This is a genomic window from Nakamurella antarctica (assembly GCF_003860405.1).
Classification (GTDB): Bacteria; Actinomycetota; Actinomycetes; order Mycobacteriales; family Nakamurellaceae; genus Nakamurella; species Nakamurella antarctica.
Genome location: NZ_CP034170.1, coordinates 2,040,496 through 2,058,514 on the forward strand (window position 1 = coordinate 2,040,496; position 18,019 = coordinate 2,058,514).

Sequence of the window (18,019 nt, forward strand, 5' to 3'; positions counted from 1 at the left end):
GCGAGTTTCCCGTGAACAGCACCGCGCCAGTACCCACCAGCGCCGATGTGATCATCGAAAATGTTCTCGTCATGCAGCACGATGACGATGACTGCATCGATTTCCTTGCCGGCCACGCCATCGTGATCAAGGGCGGTGTAATCACCGCGGTGCTGCCCGTCGCGGAGGCAGCTTCTATCCGCGCCACCACTCGGATCGACGGGTGCGGCCAAGTGGCGATGCCGGGATTGATCAACTGCCACACACACTCGCCTATGACGATGTTTCGCGGTGTTGCAGAGGATGTGCCGGCTGAAGATTGGTTTAACAAATACATCTGGCCGATGGAAGTCAACCTGACGGACAGCGACGTTCGCCTAGGCGCGAACCTGGCAATGGCTGAGATGATCGCTTCGGGGACCACCACTTTCGCGGACCACTATTTTGCGATGGACGCCGTCGCTGATGCCGTGACAGAGAGCGGCCTTCGTGCCAACTTGGGCTGGACCTACTTCAGCTCCGACGGAAAAGCCGGACTCGAAAAGTCGCTGGAGTTCGCGCTGCGACGACGTGGCACTGCGGACGGTCGGATTCAGACCTCCCTGGCTCCGCACGGCACCTACACCGTGAATGACGCCGACCTTGAAACCACCGCCGCTCTGGCTTTGGAACACGACCTTCTCGTCCACATCCATGCGGCCGAATCGCGGGCTGAATCGCGGCGAAGCGTTGCCGTCACAGGCTTCTCGCCGATCCAGGTGCTCGAGAACACCGGTGTGTTGCACGCACGAACGTTGATTGCCCACGGCACTGGAATCGTCGCCGATGACATCCCCATACTCGCCCGGCACGCCCACAATGTCGGAGTTGCCAGCGCTCCCAAGGGGTATCTCAAGATGGCGTGGGACACCACGCCTGTGCGGCTGCTCCGGTCCGGCGGTATCGCAGTCGGATTGGCGACCGATGGCGCGGCGTCCAACAACACGCTCGACGTGTGGGAGTCGATGATGTTCACCGCGCTCATCCAGAAATCTGTAGAGACCGACCCGACATACATGCCAGCACAGATGGCGCTGTGGCATGCCACCACCGGGAGCGCTCGGGCATTAGGGATGCAAGACCACATAGGAAAGCTCGCAACAGGTTTCAAAGCCGACATCATTCTGATCGACCTCTCGGGCCCGCACACCCAGCCCATCCACAATGTCGCATCAACACTCGTGTACAGCGCCCGTTCGGCCGACATCACCACCACGATCGTCGATGGAAATATTCTGATGGCTGATCGCATCCTGCGCACGGTTGATATCGCGCCGACAATGGCCGCGTTAGTGCCCCGACTGTCCGCGCTGACAGATCTGAGCCACGGTAAGACCCTTCAGACCTATGGCGACCAGGCATGAACACCCCGGGCGGGAGTACACCATGCGCAGTTACGCCATGCGCAGTTACACCATGCGCGTCCACTGCTTGGAAGCGCCGCATCACCACTCCTCATTGCTAGCGTGATCTCTATGCCCTCATCACACCTTCGCCGGCCCCTGAGCGAGGGAGCTCTTCAAGCGCCGCGCGGTAGGAGCGGAACAGTGAAAGCTCTGGTCCTCGCCTGCACGTTAGTCCTCACCAGCGTCACCGCGTGTACGACAGCAACTAGCGGATACGGCGTCGCCGAGCAGCCAGGCACGGCGTCCAATTTCTCCGTCAACCCGCCCTCTCCACCCGTCGCAGGGGCGCCATCCACCTCGGCGCCTGAATCCGGCGCTCCCGCGGACTCAGCTCCCGCGGTGACAGCACCTTCCGGCGTTGCCACCAACAATGCTCCGCCCGACGGCGCAGTCGGGAGTCTTTCCGGAGGCGATCCGTACTACCCAAATTCCGGCAATGGCGGTTATGACGTGGCTTCCTACGACGTAGCGGTCGTCTACACGCCGGAAACCGGGGAATTGCTCGGCACGGTGGGCATTACCGCCACAGTCAACCAGGGGGTAAGGCTGGGCCGGATGGGTTTTGACCTGCAAAATACGATGACCGTTTCGCAGGTCGCTATCAACGGCAAGAACGCCAGTTTCAGTCAGGCCAACTCCAAGCTGATCATTACTCCCGCTTCCGGGCTGGATGAGGGAGCCAGTTTCGTAGCAGTTATCACTTACTCGGGCGTTCCTGGCCCGATCGGCGGCGGCACAGCGGGCCTGGGTGACGGCGGCTGGTACACCCTCGCATCCGGTGGAGCGGTCGCCATCGGCGAACCCTATTCCGCATCCGCGTGGTTTCCGGCAAACGAAATCCCCTACGACGAAGCGACATTCCGGGTCACCGCCACCGTTCCCGAAAAATGGAAAGTGATCTCCAATGGGTTGCCCACCCAGGACTCCTTACCACCGACTCCAGCAGGATCCGCCGTTTTCCAGTGGACCGAGACTGCAGCAATGTCAACGTATCTCACAACTTTGTACATCGACACCTTCACCACCACGCAGGGTGTCACGGCCAGCGGTATCCCCATCATCAACGCCTACGCCACCAGCGCCACCTCCTCGCAAGCTTTAGGGGATAAGACTGCCAGCTACGTGAGCTTTTTGGAGTCGATCTACGGCCCCTACCCCTTCGACTCCGTCGGCGGAATCTTCATCGGCGAAAACATTGGCTTCGCGCTGGAGACCCAAACCCGGCCGGTCTACCCGCAATGGGTGGACGAGGCAACCGTCGTCCATGAGCTGGCCCACCAATGGTTCGGTGACGCCGTTACCCTTACAAATTGGTCAGATGTCTGTCTCAACGAATGTTTTGCCAGCTACTCCCAATGGCAGTGGCAGGAGGCCCAAGGCTACGAGAATCTGGACAAGCTCTACCTGCAGCAGGTAGCTACCGCGAAGTCACAGCCGTCGTTCTGGGAGCTCCCGTTGGTGGACATGGGCAGCGGCAACGAATTCGGCGATGTCTACACCCGAGGACCGCTCGCTTTGCATGCCCTTCGGGCTGAAATGGGTGCTGAAGCTTTCTCCACCTTGTTGAAAGACTGGGTCAAGGCATATTCAGGCAAGACTGCCTCTTGGACAGATTTCGAAGCCATGGCCAACAAGCTTGCTGGTCGCGACCTAAGCGCATTCCTCAAGGCGTGGTTTCGGGATACAGGCGTTCCTGCAGACCAATACCTCTATCCGGGAAACTTGAAGCCTTAACGCTGGCGAAGTCCCGTCGAAACATCCTGCTAGAAGGGATGTTTCGACGGGGTCAACTCAGACGTGCGGCTTTGCACCCTCCTTTAGCAGCCGATAAGCCGGGCAGCGAGATATGCCGGAACCTGGTCCAGCGATACTCGTTCCTGCTTCATCGAATCGCGTTCCCGAATGGTGACGGCGTGGTCGTCCAGCGTTTCAAAATCAATCGTGATGCAGAACGGGGTGCCAATTTCGTCCTGTCGTCGGTACCGTTTGCCGATCTGGCCTGCGTCGTCGAAATCGACATTCCAGCTCTTGCGCAATTCTTTCGCCAAATCCCGCGCTTTTGGCGACAGTTCTGCATTACGTGAGAGCGGCAATACCGCAGCTTTGACGGGCGCGAGACGAGGATCGAGACGCAGCACCGTGCGCTTATCCACGCCGCCTTTAGTGTTCGGCGCCTCATCCTCGGTGTAAGACTCTACGAGGAAGGCCATCAACGACCGGGTTAACCCGGCTGCAGGCTCGATCACGTACGGAAACCAATGCTCGCCGGATTCCTGGTCAAAGTACGACAGGTCTTTACCCGAATGCTCCGAGTGGGTTTTCAGATCGAAGTCGGTGCGGTTAGCGATCCCTTCGAGCTCGCCCCATTCGCTGCCCTGAAAGCCGAACCGGTATTCGATATCGACCGTGCGCTTCGAATAATGCGACAGCTTCTCGGTCGGGTGTTCAAAATGGCGCAGGTTGTCTGGCGAAATTCCGAGGTCGGTGTACCAAGCGGTCCGCTGCTCAATCCAATACTCATGCCACTGCTCGTCAGTGCCTGGTTTGACGAAAAACTCCATCTCCATTTGCTCGAATTCACGGGTGCGGAAGATGAAGTTTCCGGGAGTGATTTCGTTGCGGAAAGATTTACCGATCTGGCCGATGCCAAAGGGCGGCTTGCTGCGCGTGGTGGTGCTGACGTTGGCGAAGTTAACAAAAATGCCCTGCGCCGTTTCGGGGCGCAGGTAGTGCATGCCAGATTCTTCCTCGACTGGGCCCAAGTAGGTCTTCAACATCATGTTGAAATCGCGAGGTTCTGTCCATGCGCCTTTGGTGCCGCAGTTCGGGCAGCTGAGGTCGAGCAGGCCGTTGGCAGGAGCCCGACCCTTCTTTTCCACGAAGGCTTCCTCGAGATGGTCGGCCCGAAAACGCTTATGGCAGCTAGTGCATTCCGTGAGCGGATCGGTGAACACGCCGACGTGACCGGAGGCCACCCACACCTGCCGCGGCAAAATGACCGACGAATCCAAGCCGACGATGTCGTCGCGGCTTGTCACCATGTTGCGCCACCACTGCTTCTTAATGTTTTCTTTCAGCTCAACACCGAGCGGTCCGTAGTCCCACGCAGACCGGGTCCCACCGTAGATTTCGCCTGACGGAAAAACGAACCCCCGGCGTTTGGCCAAGCTGACAACGGATTCAATAGCGGACGCAGACAACGTCGGACTCTCCTTGAGCGATGTGGGCCAGCGTAAAACTCATGCGGGCTCGGGAGTTTCGACGGTGGATTCCGCCGAAATCACCCTCTGAGCCTAATGTCGCCCGCAAATCGATGCGCCGCCATGAATCGCAGCTGGCCCTTCAGGGTGCTTGCGCGGCGGCACGGGGTTGCACCGCGTTCGGGTCCACGATCACCTCGGGTTCGCTCAACACTCCATCCCTGGACTGCATCAACACCTCTAAAACGGCCGACTCTGACTGCTGTGCCTCAGAGAGAAACGGAATGACGACGGTCCGAACGTCGAAGGGGCTCAGTGATCGGCGGTAGCCGGTGAACGAGTCGAATTCAGCGGTGAGCGCGAAGGATCGGGGATCCTCAGTCGACCTGGAGAGACGGACTTCGATACACATCTCCTGCGCCGCCAGCAACGCAACTGCCCGGCGGGCTCGATGAACGAATTCGTCGTCAACGTCAGTGAAGCGGCAGATCAACTCAACTGTCATGATGCGCTCCGTTCGAGGTCAACCTCTGGTGGCCAAGGGTTGGATTCTTGAGGGGCACGTGCGCGCGCCGCTCGTGTAAAGATAAGCCGATGACGATGGGAAGGAACTTGCGGCCCGGCCGCGGCAGGGGGCGCCGAGCAACTCCATCGATCTCCCCGGCACAGATACTCACGGCTGTAACGGTTTTGGCTGTGTTTATCGCAGCCGTCGCGATTGGCGGCGTGCTCGGATCAGTAGTCGTGATGGCTCTCGCTGCGGCCGCAGGCGCTCTGCTGGTCCTCCGGTGGAACCAGATCCCCGCCCCGCTGCGCCTGATGCGACTTAGTGCGGTGGTCGCAGCGGTGCTGGTGGCCTGTTCCTTGTTTTCCAGGGCGTAGCTCCTACATCGCCAGAGTCATTTCTAGCGTGGATCCCGACGGGGTGTTACGGACGTAAAGCCGACTAGGAATCCGTTGCCGGAGTTCTTCGACGTGAGAAATTACCCCCACGATCCGGCCTTCTCCACGGAGGGAGTCCAGGGTCTCCATCACCAAGTCCAGAGCGTCGGCATCGAGAGTGCCGAAACCTTCGTCTATAAACATCGTGCTGAGAAGACCCGACCCGGACCTAGCCGCCACCACGTCGGCAAGACCGAGCGCGAGAGCCAAGGATGCTAAGAAGGACTCGCCGCCCGACAAGGTCTTCGCCGGACGAGACACGCCCGAATACTCGTCAAAGATATCGAGGCCGAGACCCCCACTGCGCCCACGAGATTCCTTCGTTGTGGAGTGCAGGAACGAATATCGCCCGCTTGTCATGACCTGAAGGCGCGAGTTTGCCGCTACCGCAACCTCTTTCAGCCAGGAGGCGAGAACGTAGGTGCGTAGCGACATGCTGCGCCTGTTGGACCCCTTTCCCAGCACCACATCCGTCATCCCAGCCAGTTCGGCATCGGCAGCAGATGCAGGTTTCAGTTCTTCCCAGTGGACAAACATCAATCGCGCCAGGCTATTGACCTGATCACACCGGGACTGGGCTGATTGAGCATCCGCATACGCCTCTGTTTCCTGTTGCTCGAGAGCAGCAGCAGTAGCTGCTGCGTGCGAGCTGCGCTCTCGCAGGTCTGCCAAATGGGTGCGCGCGTCGCTATGCCACTGCGCTGAATCAGCTGGCAGCGCCCAATCGATATAGGTCTCGGCGGCGGGAGCGGCACTGTTCCCTCCCGCTGAGCTGGCTGGTTCGGCCGAGCCGTGCGCGCCCGCGGATCGCAGGGTTGAAAGCGCCTCGCAGAAGGGAGTGAGGTCAGGCTGTTGCAATTGAGCGCGCACCGCAGTCTCGTCATCCTCGGCCGCCCGTAGTTGCGTCTGCAACGCCGATTCGTCGGTTCCGCCTGCGGCACGGACCTGTTCGATGTCGGTAAAGGCGGCGTTCTCCATTGCAGCGGCTAGTTCGCTTTCTCGCTCGCGAGCCAACCTCGTCGCCTGGGTTACCGCAGTGGCCGCAGCGCAGAACTGGTCCATAGAGTCCGCCAGGAGCAGAAGGTAGGCCCGGTGACTGGCCACATCGGCGTGCCCAGCCCGCCCGATCTCTAAGCGCTCCTCGCGGGCAGCCACACTTGCGGCGAGTTGCTCCCCGCGCTGCTGTTCGGAGATGATCCGAACATTCAGCTCCTGCTGCATGTCTGTCAGTTCTGCCCCGCGGGAGCGGGCGGCTTCCAGCGCCAGAAGTACGTCTGGCAGGGTTCTTCCCGCTGAAGATGCGGCTTCGAAAGCACTCTTGGCTTCATCGCGTTGCTGCGAGATCTCGTCCTTCGTGCGCTCACCCAGCCGCGCTGTGAGGGCAGCGAGATCTCGCTCGGTAGCCACCCTTACAGCGGTAAGTCGTTTTGCCTCAGCGAGCGCGCGGTTCTCAGTCTGCTCAGCCAGCTGAACCTGCTCCGCTCCCACCGGACTTTCGTCACCGATCGCCGCATCGGGATGATCCGCCGATCCGCATACGGTGCAGGGCTGTCCATCCACCAGATCCGCGGCCAGTTCTGCAGCCATCCCGGCAAACCTGCGCTGTGTGAGTTCGAGCCGCTCATTGGTAGCAATCTGTGCGACGTCGATTGCCCGTTGCGCCTGGTCAATAGCGATTGTGGCGGTCTTGCTGATCGCGCTGAGGCGTCCGTGATCCACCACCGCTTCCTTTGCAGTGGCGAACTTCTCGGTACAGAGGGCGAGCGAAGCCGCAGTAACCCGCAGGGAAGTGGCCCGCTCGTCAAGCTCGGCGATGGCGGTAGGGAATTGTGCAATCTCTTCTTCGAGGCGTGACCGCTCTCGCTCCGCCGCCTCCGCGCGCGCTGTCACACCAGCGAGCGTGGCTCGTTCATCCTTCTGCAGCAAGGCCTGCTGAACAAGAGCTTGTAGTCCCCCAGCTCGGTCTCGCACATCGCGCCCGCTCGCTGCCAGGTAATTCTCCAGGGCGGGCCCGAATTCCTGACCAAGACCGGAAATGTCGAGTGCGCCAGAGGTATCGCGTGTGGCCAGGACACGCAACGCAGCACGCCTGCTTTCCGCAAGAGCCCAAGCCTGTTTCTTTGCATCCATGGCAAGCGCACATTCCCGGTCTGCGAGCAGGACCGGGACGGCCGCTCGGCGCCGCTCGATTCTGTAGCGCAACCTTTCGCGTTCGGGTTGCTGCTCGGCGAGAACCAGCAACCGGGACAGCAGCGAGTAAGCCCGTTCAGTTCCCGATGTAGCAAGAATTGCGGCATCTCGCAGACGGCCAGCATCGGCTCGCTTGTCACGTACTGCCCTGAGCTGCTCATGTCGCAGCGCAGCCTCATCCGAGGCTCGATCTCGGACTGCAGCGAGCCAATCAGAGTTTGGGTGGTCAGGCGGCGACTGTAAGAGGACCTGAGCAACACGGGCCGCCATTAAATCCAGCACGGTCTGCCGCTCGCGCAACTGCGCGCCGCTAGCCCGTCGCGCTTCCTGGAACCAGCTCTCGATACTCGAGAAGCGGCTGGTGTCAAAGAGTTGTTCAAGAAGCTTCTCGCGCTCCTCAGTATCCGCTCGCAAAAATTTTGCGAAGTCTCCCTGCGGCAACAGCACCACCTGAAAGAATTGGTTTGCGTTCATCCCCAGCAGCTCACCGACCGCAGCAGTGACTTCGTCGATGCGGTGCAGGCCGCCCGGCACGGTGCCTGCTGGAACTTCTCCCAGCCACACCAGGCTGGCTGTTGCTAAAGCAACGGTGGTGCCTATTCCGTTCTTCTTTGCGCGCTCGTATTTAGGGGTGCGGGTAATCCGCATCCGGTGCCGTCCGACGGTGAGCTCGAGAGTGACCGTGGTCGGCGTCCGTGGATCCGCTCGGTCGCAGCGCAGCCGACCCGCCTCTTGGCGCGCCCCTGGGACAGAACCAAAGAGCGCGAAAGCGACTGCGTCCAGCAGTGTGGTCTTCCCGCTACCCGTGTCTCCGTGCAGGAGAAAGAGCCCGTCCGCGCCGAGGGCGTCAAAGTCCACAGCTACGTGTTCGGGGTAAGGACCGAAGGCTGTGAGTTCAAGTTGGTGAAGTTTCACTGAGATGCCTCGACAATTCGTAGATCCGTCAAAGCCTGAAGCACTAAATCTTGTTCGCCGCTGCTTGGTGCGCTGCCTCGGCATTCCAGCAGGAAATTCGCAATCAGATCGGAGTCCGGAATCATCCGGCTGGCCTGGCCGAAATCCAGCTCTGCCACTGCCATCTGTCCCGGCAACCATTCCAAGCGAACCGTGTGGGGAAAGCGCTCACGGAGACGGCGCATGGGGTCCGTCGGCCGAATCTCGTCAGTTAGTTCCACTGTGAGGTAGTGCTCGATTAAGTCCCCATATCCGGCGATCACGTCGGCCAACGTTCCCCGAACGGTGGCAAGCGGTCTGACCACAGGAAGTTTGAGGGCACGAACCTGATTCAGTCCAGCGGCGTCGAGATCGACAAGCCAGACACTCTTGGCGTACCCCGCTTCGGAGAACGAGTACGGGAGAGGAGAGCCCGAATAGCGCTTGTTGTGCGCGATTTCCTGCGGACGATGCAGATGTCCCAGGGCAACGTAGTCAACGCCATCAAAAACACTCGCTGAGACCGACCCGACGGTGCCCACGTGCATGACGCGCCCGGATTTTTCACCTTCGGTTCGCCCACTGTCTTGCCCCGTGCTAGCCACGTCGCTGCCGTACGCCCCGTGACCACTCGGGCCCTCGAGAGCTAAATCACTGCCGATCACCTCTGTGCCGATCACCTCTCGGGCATCGATCGCACGCTCAGAATCGCTGGACTTCCCGCCCACGACAAATGCGTGCGCCAGCACCACCGAGCGCATACCACTCGGTTGCTCGCTCAGGTTGAGTCTGATTCGACGCATCGCCTCCGCGAGCACCCCGGCGTGGCCCTGGCCCCGGGGCAAACTCATGACGTGGGCCGCAATTTCGGGCTCCAGATACGGAATCGAGTAAAAAGCGACCGGCCCGTGATCATCATTCAGGACCACCGGCCTATCCAGTGCGTCGATGGTGGCTCCGATATGCAAACCGCCCGCCGACAGGAACTCCGCAAAGGCCCCTAACCGAGGTGCCGAGTCGTGGTTGCCCGAAGAGACAACGATGTGCGCACCAGCGTCCCGAATGCGCCCAAGCGCTGTGGTCGCAACTTGGACCGCATCAGCAGACGGCACGGCTCTGTCGTATAAGTCGCCTGCCACCACGACCACATCTACGCGATGTTCGGTCACTAAATCCGCGATGTCGCCGAGGATTTGCTGTTGATCGGCCAGCAGACGATGGCCGTGAAACGTCCGGCCAATATGCCAGTCGGAGGTGTGCAGGATTCTCATAGCTAAACCGTAGAGGCAGGCACCGACACTGATTGCCGACCCTGCCGGAGCATTCCGTTGCGGCTCACGAACTCTGGCCGTCGGCTTCTCGTTCGGTTATCACTGCGTCGACACCGAGACGATCCGGTAGCCGTCAGGAACTTCGATCAATTCCATAGTTCGAGTAGTGGCGGAACTGGCAGTCGTAGCTCCGACGACTGTCCCGGTCTCGTCCCGGATCGGATAGGCCGGCAGCTGATCGGTAACCAGCACATGAAGGCCGGCCTGCCCCAAGAGCTCGACGCTGAGTATGCGATGTTCCGCGCCGTCGACGCGGTAACCGCCAGCACTGAGCTCCGCGATTTTTGCAGCGTCCTGCGCCAGCGCAGGAACTCCTTTTTGGTACACGTTTTGCAACGCATCGATATCTCTGGTGGCAAATGCCATGGAGCGTGCTTGGTCAAGTTGAGCGATGACGGACATCCACACCGGCTCGGTGGCAGGCCGCCCCTTTTCATTAATGGGAGCGATATCAACGCCCTCACTGGCTTCAATCACTGGCCGACAGTTCGCCGTAGATGACTCGATCACTCCCGGCGCAGCGGGTAGCGCCGCGGGCGCGGGGGCTCCCGTTGTCGCCCACCACAAGCCAGCCCCCACGGCGGCTGTCGCCAGTACTCCGACTACAGACACCACGGTCACGACAGACACCACTGAAGCGCCCTTTCTCCCGGCTGGAGACGGCGCCACATTACGCTTTTTCACTCGAATGCCCCGTAGTCGCGGGGCGCGCATCGGCGGGGTTGCGTCGACGCCAACGCGGCCACTGCGAACTTGAGTCAGCACCCTGCCCGGACCGTCGTTCGGGTGTGGGATTGTGTCCGAAAGCCACTCATCAGATGGCGTCATGCCTGGCGGAATGGGGTGTCGCCCTCGGGGTGTGCGCTCCTGGCTCACTGCGTCATCAGGAATACCCTCTTCGGAGCCAGCGTGTCTGCCTCGATCTAAAACGTGGGCTCGGAACAATGGCTCGGCGATGCCCGCGAGTTCAATCCTGGAGCGAGGGCGGTCTGCCCCATTTGTTCCAGTCGAAATCGAGGTATCAACGTCGTCTTCCTGTGTGGGAGTGCTGCCGAGATCAAGTGATAGAGCACCCTCCGACAGCGGATGGCCGAAACCAATTGCTTGGGGCACGTCGGCACTGCGCAGATCCATCACCACCTCCGCAGCCTTTGGACGCAGATGCGGATCCTCGCTCAGCAGAGCGCGGACCAAGGTGAGAAGTGTTTGACTCGCACCGGCGCCGGCGCCCGGGTCGGGCCACAGTCCCGCCGTTGCTTGGATCGCCACCACCCGGAGATCCTCAGCGGGCCAGGCGGGTCGACCACACAGACAATGCAGCGCAATGGCGCCGAGGGAAAACATATCGGCGGCCGGTGTCGGGGTTGCGCCGCGAGCCACTTCTGGCGCCACATAACCCGGGGTCACACACACGGGCAGGCTCAGATCCGCCGCGGCGCGCGCCGCACCGAGATCAGCCAACAGCGGCCTTCCTGATTGATCGAACAGTATGTTGCTGACCGAAATATCGCCGTGCGTCAGCCCACGCTCATGCGCGAGAGCTAGCGCCGCAGCAATGGGGGCTAGGACCGTCACCGTCTCCCCGGGTGAGAGTGTCCGCGAGTCCAACAGTTGCTGCAGACTCCCTCGGTCGGCAGATTCCATCACGAGAGCAGCCCGTTCATCGTCTGCCACAACATCCAGCACAGGGAGAAGATGCGGATGATCTATGTATCCAGCCAGCGCTGCCTCCCGGGTGATTTGGGCAAGCTTGGCGCGGGACATCACTTTCAACACCACACGGCGCTGGGAGTCTGTTTGCCTCCCTGACCACACCGTCGCCGTTGATCCGGTCGCCACTAGCGTGTGGGCCGTGTAGTCACCGATACAAAATGTCATGTTCGCAAACTAAGGGGTTCGCGAAATCTCACTACCGGGTTATCCACATTCTGCTGTTCCGTGTAGCCACAGGTCACCGGAGAGATCCCCGCGCTCGGCAAGGGCGCTGTCGGGGGTCACGGGTACCGTGGCATCATGCGGGAAAGTGCGGCGCCCATCACCTATCTGATGCCTGGATTGGTGGATTACCAAGTGGCCTGGGACCAGCAGCGCCAGATCTCCGAGGCTCGGCTTCGCGAGGAGGTGGGGGACACGATTCTGTTGCTGGAGCACCCGCCGGTCTACACCGCTGGCCGCCGCACGGAGAAAAGCGATCTCCCCGTGGGGGGAACCCCTGTGGTGGAGGTTGACCGCGGCGGGCGCATTACGTGGCATGGACCGGGCCAGCTCGTGGCATATCCCATCATCAAACTCGCGCAGAAAATGTTTGTCGTCAACTATGTGCGCATGCTTGAGCGCGCATTGATTGCCGCGTGCCGAGACCTCAATCTTGAGCCGATAACAGTCGCTGGCCGGACAGGGGTGTGGTTTGCAGCTGCCGACGACAGGCCAGAACGTAAGGTCGCTGCCATCGGCGTGCGTGTTGCCAAAGGGGTCACCTCACACGGCATTGCAATCAACTGCAATGCGGACCTCGCAGCGTTTGACCGCATAGTCCCCTGCGGTATCGCAGATGCGGCTGTAACCTCCTTGTCGTCCGAATTAGGACGTGACGTTTGCGTGGCGGAGGTGCAGCCGATCTTGGCACTGCGCCTTGACGAGGCCCTGAATGGGAAGCTTCCTGCACCATCCCCACAACTGCAGCATGAGGAAGGCAACGAAACATCGTGAGGGGACAAAGTTGGACCCCCGGTGCAGTGCCAGACATGCGTTCGCTGTAATCCGGGTACAAAACGGGGCAAGATGGTCTGCGACGCAGATACTGCCATCTAAAGAAAACACCAAGCTTCAACTAAGGAGAATGCCATGAGTAATTCAGTAACTTCCGATTTCGCGGCTAAGGCATCTGATGTGGCAGACAAGGTCACCGAGGTGGGTCACGAAGTAGCCGACCGAGCCCTCGAGTTAGGACACGACGCTGCGACCAAGGCCACAGCGCTAGCAACTTCCGCGTCTCAGATGGTCGCCCCACTGGTGGGGAAGGTGTCCGAATCCATCAGCGAGAGCGCCGCGAACGTCGGTCGACGCGCGCGCAAGAGCGCGGCCAAAGCAGCCCGCCACGGCGCCAGCGCTGCTCGGAGCGCTGAAGCAACCGCAGCAAAAGCTGCCGCACTCGCGGTGCGTGCGGAAAAATCTGCTGGCCACAAATCCACGTCATTGAAATCGTTAGCCAATGAGGTGGAACCGAAGAAGTCCCACAAGATGCGATCGCTGCTTATCCTCACCCTCATCGCTGGAGCTGTTGCTGCCGCAATGAAGGCGCTCCGTAGCGAGCCACTGCCCGCCCCTGTCACAAAACCAGCACCCACGGCAAAGCCCGCCGCTCATGGCACTGCAGCACACGATGGCGCGGCCGCAGTGGGTGCGGTGGCAGAGGCCGCGAAGGATAAGTCCGCCGAAACAGCCGAGAAGAGTGTGCACAACGCTGATGCAGTGGGCAACAAGATCGCCGACAAAGCAGCTGAAGCCAAAGACAAGACCGAAGCCGCTGCTGACAAGGCTGCCGATGTGGCCACCGCGGTAGGGGAAAAAATCTCGGATAAAGCTCAGGAGGTTGGCCACAAGGCGGACAAGGCCGCTGAAAAAGCCGCGGACGTCGTAAAAGATGCCACCTCCGATGTCTCCCAAGCCGCGGACCACGCGGGCCACGCTGCCTCGAAGGCGGCAGAAGCTGCAAAGACGAAAGTTGACGGACAGAACAAATGACTCTTATTCCCGAGGGCCGCAAACTTCTTCGGCTAGAGGTGCGCAATGCACAAACGCCGATCGAGAAAAAGCCCGAGTGGATCAAGACCCGGATGCGTACGGGCCCGGAGTTCACCAAGATGCAGTCCCTCGTTAAAGGCGAGGGGCTGCACACGGTGTGCCAAGAAGCGGGTTGTCCCAACATCTTTGAATGCTGGGAGGATCGGGAGGCCACATTCCTCATCGGCGGCGATCAGTGCACGCGACGGTGCGATTTCTGCCTCATCGACACGGGTAAGCCAACCGAACTCGATCGCGACGAGCCGCGTCGCGTCGCGGAGTCGATCGCGAAGATGGATTTGAACTACGCGACGATCACGAGTGTCGCCCGCGACGATCTTGAGGACCAAGGCGCATGGTTGTGGACAGAAACTGTCAGGCTCGTTCGCGAATCCGCACCTAAAACCGGGATTGAAATCCTGGCTCAGGACTTCAATGGAGATCCGGATCTGTTGAAGCAAGTCTTCGAATCAAAACCAGAAGTATTCGCCCACAATCTGGAAACCGTCCCTCGTCTGTTCAAGCGCATCAGACCCGCGTTTCGCTACGAACGATCGCTCGACGTGATCACCCAAGCGAGAACCGCACGGATGATCACCAAATCGAACCTCATCCTGGGCATGGGTGAAACGCGCGCGGAAATTTCAGAGGCGCTCGTTGACCTGCATGCTGCCGGCTGCGATCTGCTGACAATCACGCAATACCTTCGCCCCAGTCCACGCCATCACCCGATCGACCGCTGGGTCAAACCTCAGGAATTCGTTGAATTACGTGAAGAGGCATTGCACATGGGCTTCTCTGGAGTGATGTCGGGTCCGCTGGTGCGATCTTCCTACAAAGCCGGGACGCTGTATCGCCAAGCCCTCGAACGCCGCGAGCAGCTGCAGTCCGATCGGCGTTTTTGATCCGAAACCGGATCCCTTGAGGTTCTCAGCAACGACCACAGGGCCGTATCCTAAAGGCATGGCCAAGGCAGCAGTCAGTTCGGCGAACGTGAAGCCGACCAAGGTAGAGAAGAAGGCCATCAAGGCCGCCAAGAAGGCAGCGGCGAAGGAACGTCGCGGCCAACTGTGGCAGGCCTTCCAGATGCAGCGTAAGCAGGATAAGAACCTGCTGCCAATAATGGTCGGCATCCTGGTCGCGACGACCGGTGTCGGTGTTGGCCTAGGTTTCCTCTTCGGTGGCGGCTTGTTCTTGGTCACGATGACGATCTTCGGCGTGTTTCTGGGGATCCTGGTCGCCCTGTTTATCTTCTCTCGCAGAGTCCAGAACTCGGTGTACAAGCAGGCTGACGGCACCCCTGGCGCGGCGGCGTGGTCGTTGCAGAACAACTTGCGCGGAAAGTGGCGGATTACTCCGGCGGTTGCCGGAACAACGCACCTTGACGCGGTTCACCGGGTGATCGGACGGCCGGGGATTGTGCTGATTGCCGAGGGATCACCAGCACGGATTATCCCGCTGTTGGCTCAAGAAAAGCGGCGCGTTGCTCGTATTGTGGGGGACGCCGTCCCGATTTACGACATCGTCGTTGGTAACGAGGACAAGCAAACTCCGCTGCGCAAGTTGAATACATCATTGATGAAATTGCCCCGAAATATTAGCGCTGCCCAGGTGGAAGCCCTCGACACCCGCCTTAAGGCCCTCGCCGGGAGATCCGCTCAGGCGGGCATACCTAAGGGTCCGATGCCCGCGGGCGCGAAGCCACGTAGCGTCCAACGCAGCGCCCGGCGGCGCTAGTTCCCGGCTGCACTAGTTCCCGGCTGCACTAGTTCCCGGCGGCGCTAGCGCCCGGCGGCGCTCAGAGCATATGTACTGAACGACCATCGTTGGTGCAGGAGAGCGCAAAACCGGCAGGTTTGCCGCTTCTTCTTGCCCTGCACCGATGATGCGTCGGCAGGCGCGGCAGGATAGCTGGCGCCTACCTGGTTTTGACCACGACAGTGTGACAAAGCTTGTCGAGAAGGCTGCGGCCGTCGCGATCGCGCAAGAGCGCTGGCACCACGAGCCCGACCAAAATGGTGCGCGGCACCGCCCACAGACCGATCAGAAATCGTTGTCCAGGTCGGCCGAACGTCGCGACCCGAATGCCGAAGACAAAATGCCCCGGTGTTTGGCCAATCACTCCCACACACACGATTGTCACGACGCCCCACGCCAGCAGGCTCCAGTTCTTTGGCGCTTCCGGCGCTGTGAAAAGCCAGGACACGCCAGCCGCGATGGCGATATCAACGAGGAAGCCGCCCACTCGTTGCCCGAGCGAAGCCACCGCCCCGGCCCCTTCGGCGGGTGCACCAAAACTGATCCCCGGCCATTGGGGCCCGCCTGAATCAGCCACGACGCTCACCGAACCAGGAAATAGGAGCGCCGCACTGATGGTGCGGGAACACTAGAGAATCGGCGCGGCCGAGAGCGAGCGGGAGCTGAGCAAACATAAGTCCAGCTTAATGACCGCTGGGGGCGCGCAGATTGCGAGATACGTGGCGCCGGGCAATCAGCGTTCAATGCCCGATTCAATACCCGACGTCCGCGGCGAACCCGTCCAGTTAACAACCGTGAAATGATACGGAGACGAGCCAGCAACACCTCGCGCATACGTTGCGGTGGTTCGATCACACATCAGGATTGCATAATCGACAAGGAGCGTGTGCGTGTTCTCCACACCCGAAGAGCTAGTTACCTACCTCGCAGAGCACAAAATCGAAGTTCTGGACATTCGATTCTGCGACCTTCCCGGCGTCATGAACCACTTGACAGTGCCCGCGTCGACGGTGACGGTTGAGTCGCTCGCGGCCGGGATGGCCTTCGACGGCTCCTCGATCCGCGGTTTCCAATCGATCCACGAATCTGACATGACGCTTCTACCTGACGTCACCACAGCGCGGATTGATCCCTTCCGCAAGCGCAGCACCATGCTGCTGAACTTCTTCGTGCACGACCCGCTGACGCTCCAGCCCTACTCGCGCGACCCCCGCAACGTGGCCCGCAAAGCTGAGGAATACCTGGCGTCAACAGGATTTGCTGACACGTGCTTCTTCGGTGCCGAAGCTGAGTTCTATGTCTTCAACAACGTCCGCTTCGAAACCAAAATGAACGGGTCGTTCTACGAGGTCGACTCCGACGAGGGATGGTGGAACACCGGGCGCCAGGAAGAGGGCGGCAACCTCGGCTACAAAACTCGGGTCAAGGGTGGGTACTTTCCAGTTCCGCCGTACGACCACCAAGCGGACCTTCGCGAAGATATGGTCGCGAACCTCACTGCGACGGGCTTCGACGTTGAGCGTGGACACCACGAGGTCGGCGGCGGCCAAGCGGAAATCAACTACAAGTTCAACACTTTGCTGGCCTCGGCTGACGAGGTCATGCTTTTCAAGTACGTCATCAAGAACACCGCCTGGGAACAGGGCAAATCTGTGACCTTCATGCCAAAGCCGCTCTTTGGCGATAATGGCTCCGGCATGCATGCCCACCAGTCGTTATGGAAGGACGGCAAACCGCTGTTCTACGACGAGACCGGATACGGCGGCCTTTCAGATCTGGCGCGCTACTACATCGGTGGATTGCTCCACCACGCGCCGTCGCTTCTCGCCTTCACCAACCCCACGGTCAACTCCTATCACCGCCTGGTGCCCGGTTACGAAGCGCCGGTCAACTTGGTGTACTCCGCGCGCAACCGTTCCGCGTGTATTCGCATCCCGCTAACTGGAACCAATGCCAAGGCCAAGCGCCTCGAATTCCGTTGCCCCGACCCTTCGGCCAACCCGTATTTGGCCTTCGCCGCCATGATGATGGCCGGCCTCGACGGCATCAAGAACAAGATCGAACCGCCAGCGCCAGTGGATAAGGACCTGTACGAGCTGCCACCGGAGGAAGCTGCAGACATTGCGCAGGTGCCGTCCTCGCTGGACGAGGTGATCAACAACCTCGAGGCTGACCACGACTACCTGCTTGAAGGCGGCGTATTCACTTCGGATCTCATCGAGACGTGGATTCGGATCAAGCGCGAAGAAATAGACGCTATCCGGTTACGTCCACACCCGCACGAGTTCGCAATGTACTACGACATCTAAAAACCCACACGACATTTAAGACCTAACAAGACATCTCACCCCTTACCACGGCATCCTGCGCCGGCGTCATCGGTCAACACCGATGACGCCGGCGTTTCTATTCCGCGAGCTGCCCCCGACCCCGCTAGCCACACCACAGCGACGGCTCG

Annotated in this window: 14 protein-coding genes; 8 read left to right on the plus strand and 6 right to left on the minus strand. The window is 60.4% G+C overall.

Features of this window, described 5'->3' with window-relative positions; genetic code table 11:
• Window positions 1-71 precede the first annotated feature (71 nt).
• Complete coding sequence (locus EH165_RS08945) at window positions 72-1,382, plus strand: amidohydrolase (protein WP_124800421.1); 1,311 nt, start codon at window positions 72-74, stop codon at window positions 1,380-1,382.
• A gap of 183 nt (window positions 1,383-1,565) precedes the next feature.
• The gene (locus EH165_RS08950) at window positions 1,566-3,158 is read left to right on the plus strand and encodes a M1 family metallopeptidase (protein ID WP_164479169.1); all 1,593 of its coding nucleotides are present in this window, start codon (window positions 1,566-1,568) and stop codon (window positions 3,156-3,158) included.
• Window positions 3,159-3,241: 83 nt separating this feature from the next.
• Here the strand turns inward: EH165_RS08950 and EH165_RS08955 are convergent, their stop codons facing one another.
• On the minus strand, window positions 3,242-4,624 hold the full coding sequence (locus tag EH165_RS08955; protein ID WP_124799154.1) for a glycine--tRNA ligase: 1,383 nt from the start codon (window positions 4,622-4,624) through the stop codon (window positions 3,242-3,244).
• 142 nt (window positions 4,625-4,766) lie between these two features.
• Window positions 4,767-5,129 carry an antibiotic biosynthesis monooxygenase gene (locus EH165_RS08960; protein ID WP_124799155.1) on the minus strand — a complete coding sequence of 121 codons (363 nt, stop codon included), beginning with the start codon at window positions 5,127-5,129 and terminating at the stop codon, window positions 4,767-4,769.
• A gap of 89 nt (window positions 5,130-5,218) precedes the next feature.
• On the opposite strand from EH165_RS08960, the gene EH165_RS08965 reads away from it, so the two are divergent.
• A complete protein-coding gene (locus EH165_RS08965; protein WP_124799156.1) occupies window positions 5,219-5,506 on the plus strand; it encodes a hypothetical protein in 288 nt (95 codons plus the stop codon).
• 3 nt (window positions 5,507-5,509) lie between these two features.
• Here the strand turns inward: EH165_RS08965 and EH165_RS08970 are convergent, their stop codons facing one another.
• The 3 genes from EH165_RS08970 to EH165_RS08980 form a co-directional block, all read right to left on the minus strand.
• Window positions 5,510-8,671, minus strand: a complete 3,162-nt coding sequence (locus EH165_RS08970; RefSeq protein WP_164479170.1) for an AAA family ATPase — start codon at window positions 8,669-8,671, stop codon at window positions 5,510-5,512.
• Complete coding sequence (locus tag EH165_RS08975; RefSeq protein WP_124799158.1) at window positions 8,668-9,960, minus strand: exonuclease SbcCD subunit D; 1,293 nt, start codon at window positions 9,958-9,960, stop codon at window positions 8,668-8,670. The genes EH165_RS08970 and EH165_RS08975 overlap by 4 nt, the downstream gene beginning before the upstream one ends.
• 99 nt (window positions 9,961-10,059) lie before the next feature.
• Window positions 10,060-11,898 (minus strand): serine/threonine protein kinase, encoded by a 1,839-nt coding sequence (locus EH165_RS08980; protein ID WP_124799159.1) that lies wholly within the window; start codon window positions 11,896-11,898, stop codon window positions 10,060-10,062.
• A 135-nt stretch (window positions 11,899-12,033) separates the two neighbouring features.
• Between EH165_RS08980 and lipB the strand changes: the two genes are divergently transcribed.
• The 4 genes from lipB to EH165_RS09000 all read left to right on the plus strand — a co-directional run bounded on the left by lipB (window position 12,034) and on the right by EH165_RS09000 (window position 15,540).
• Complete coding sequence (gene lipB / locus EH165_RS08985) at window positions 12,034-12,729, plus strand: lipoyl(octanoyl) transferase LipB (RefSeq protein WP_124799160.1); 696 nt, start codon at window positions 12,034-12,036, stop codon at window positions 12,727-12,729.
• Window positions 12,730-12,864: 135 nt separating this feature from the next.
• Complete coding sequence (locus EH165_RS08990; protein WP_124799161.1) at window positions 12,865-13,764, plus strand: hypothetical protein; 900 nt, start codon at window positions 12,865-12,867, stop codon at window positions 13,762-13,764.
• On the plus strand, window positions 13,761-14,708 hold the full coding sequence (lipA, locus tag EH165_RS08995; protein ID WP_124799162.1) for a lipoyl synthase: 948 nt from the start codon (window positions 13,761-13,763) through the stop codon (window positions 14,706-14,708). Before EH165_RS08990 ends, lipA begins: the two co-directional genes overlap by 4 nt.
• A gap of 58 nt (window positions 14,709-14,766) precedes the next feature.
• Window positions 14,767-15,540 (plus strand): DUF4191 domain-containing protein, encoded by a 774-nt coding sequence (locus tag EH165_RS09000; RefSeq protein WP_124799163.1) that lies wholly within the window; start codon window positions 14,767-14,769, stop codon window positions 15,538-15,540.
• Between the two features lie 181 nt (window positions 15,541-15,721).
• Here the strand turns inward: EH165_RS09000 and EH165_RS09005 are convergent, their stop codons facing one another.
• Window positions 15,722-16,147 (minus strand): RDD family protein, encoded by a 426-nt coding sequence (locus EH165_RS09005; RefSeq protein ID WP_124799164.1) that lies wholly within the window; start codon window positions 16,145-16,147, stop codon window positions 15,722-15,724.
• Between the two features lie 304 nt (window positions 16,148-16,451).
• Here EH165_RS09005 and glnA point away from each other — a divergent pair, with 304 nt between their 5' ends.
• Window positions 16,452-17,870: a type I glutamate--ammonia ligase gene (glnA, locus tag EH165_RS09010; RefSeq protein WP_124799165.1), complete on the plus strand. Its 1,419-nt coding sequence runs from the start codon at window positions 16,452-16,454 to the stop codon at window positions 17,868-17,870.
• Window positions 17,871-18,019 lie beyond the last annotated feature (149 nt).

Coding starts and splice junctions, on each gene's coding strand:
- EH165_RS09000 (WP_124799163.1), top strand. CDS start 14,767: ATGGCCAAGGCAGCAGTCAGTTCGGCGAACGTGAAGCCGACCAAGGTA.
- EH165_RS08980 (WP_124799159.1), bottom strand. CDS start 11,898: ATGACATTTTGTATCGGTGACTACACGGCCCACACGCTAGTGGCGACC.
- EH165_RS08975 (WP_124799158.1), bottom strand. CDS start 9,960: ATGAGAATCCTGCACACCTCCGACTGGCATATTGGCCGGACGTTTCAC.
- EH165_RS08965 (WP_124799156.1), top strand. CDS start 5,219: ATGACGATGGGAAGGAACTTGCGGCCCGGCCGCGGCAGGGGGCGCCGA.
- lipB (WP_124799160.1), top strand. CDS start 12,034: ATGCGGGAAAGTGCGGCGCCCATCACCTATCTGATGCCTGGATTGGTG.
- EH165_RS08990 (WP_124799161.1), top strand. CDS start 12,865: ATGAGTAATTCAGTAACTTCCGATTTCGCGGCTAAGGCATCTGATGTG.
- lipA (WP_124799162.1), top strand. CDS start 13,761: ATGACTCTTATTCCCGAGGGCCGCAAACTTCTTCGGCTAGAGGTGCGC.
- EH165_RS08945 (WP_124800421.1), top strand. CDS start 72: ATGCAGCACGATGACGATGACTGCATCGATTTCCTTGCCGGCCACGCC.
- EH165_RS08960 (WP_124799155.1), bottom strand. CDS start 5,129: ATGACAGTTGAGTTGATCTGCCGCTTCACTGACGTTGACGACGAATTC.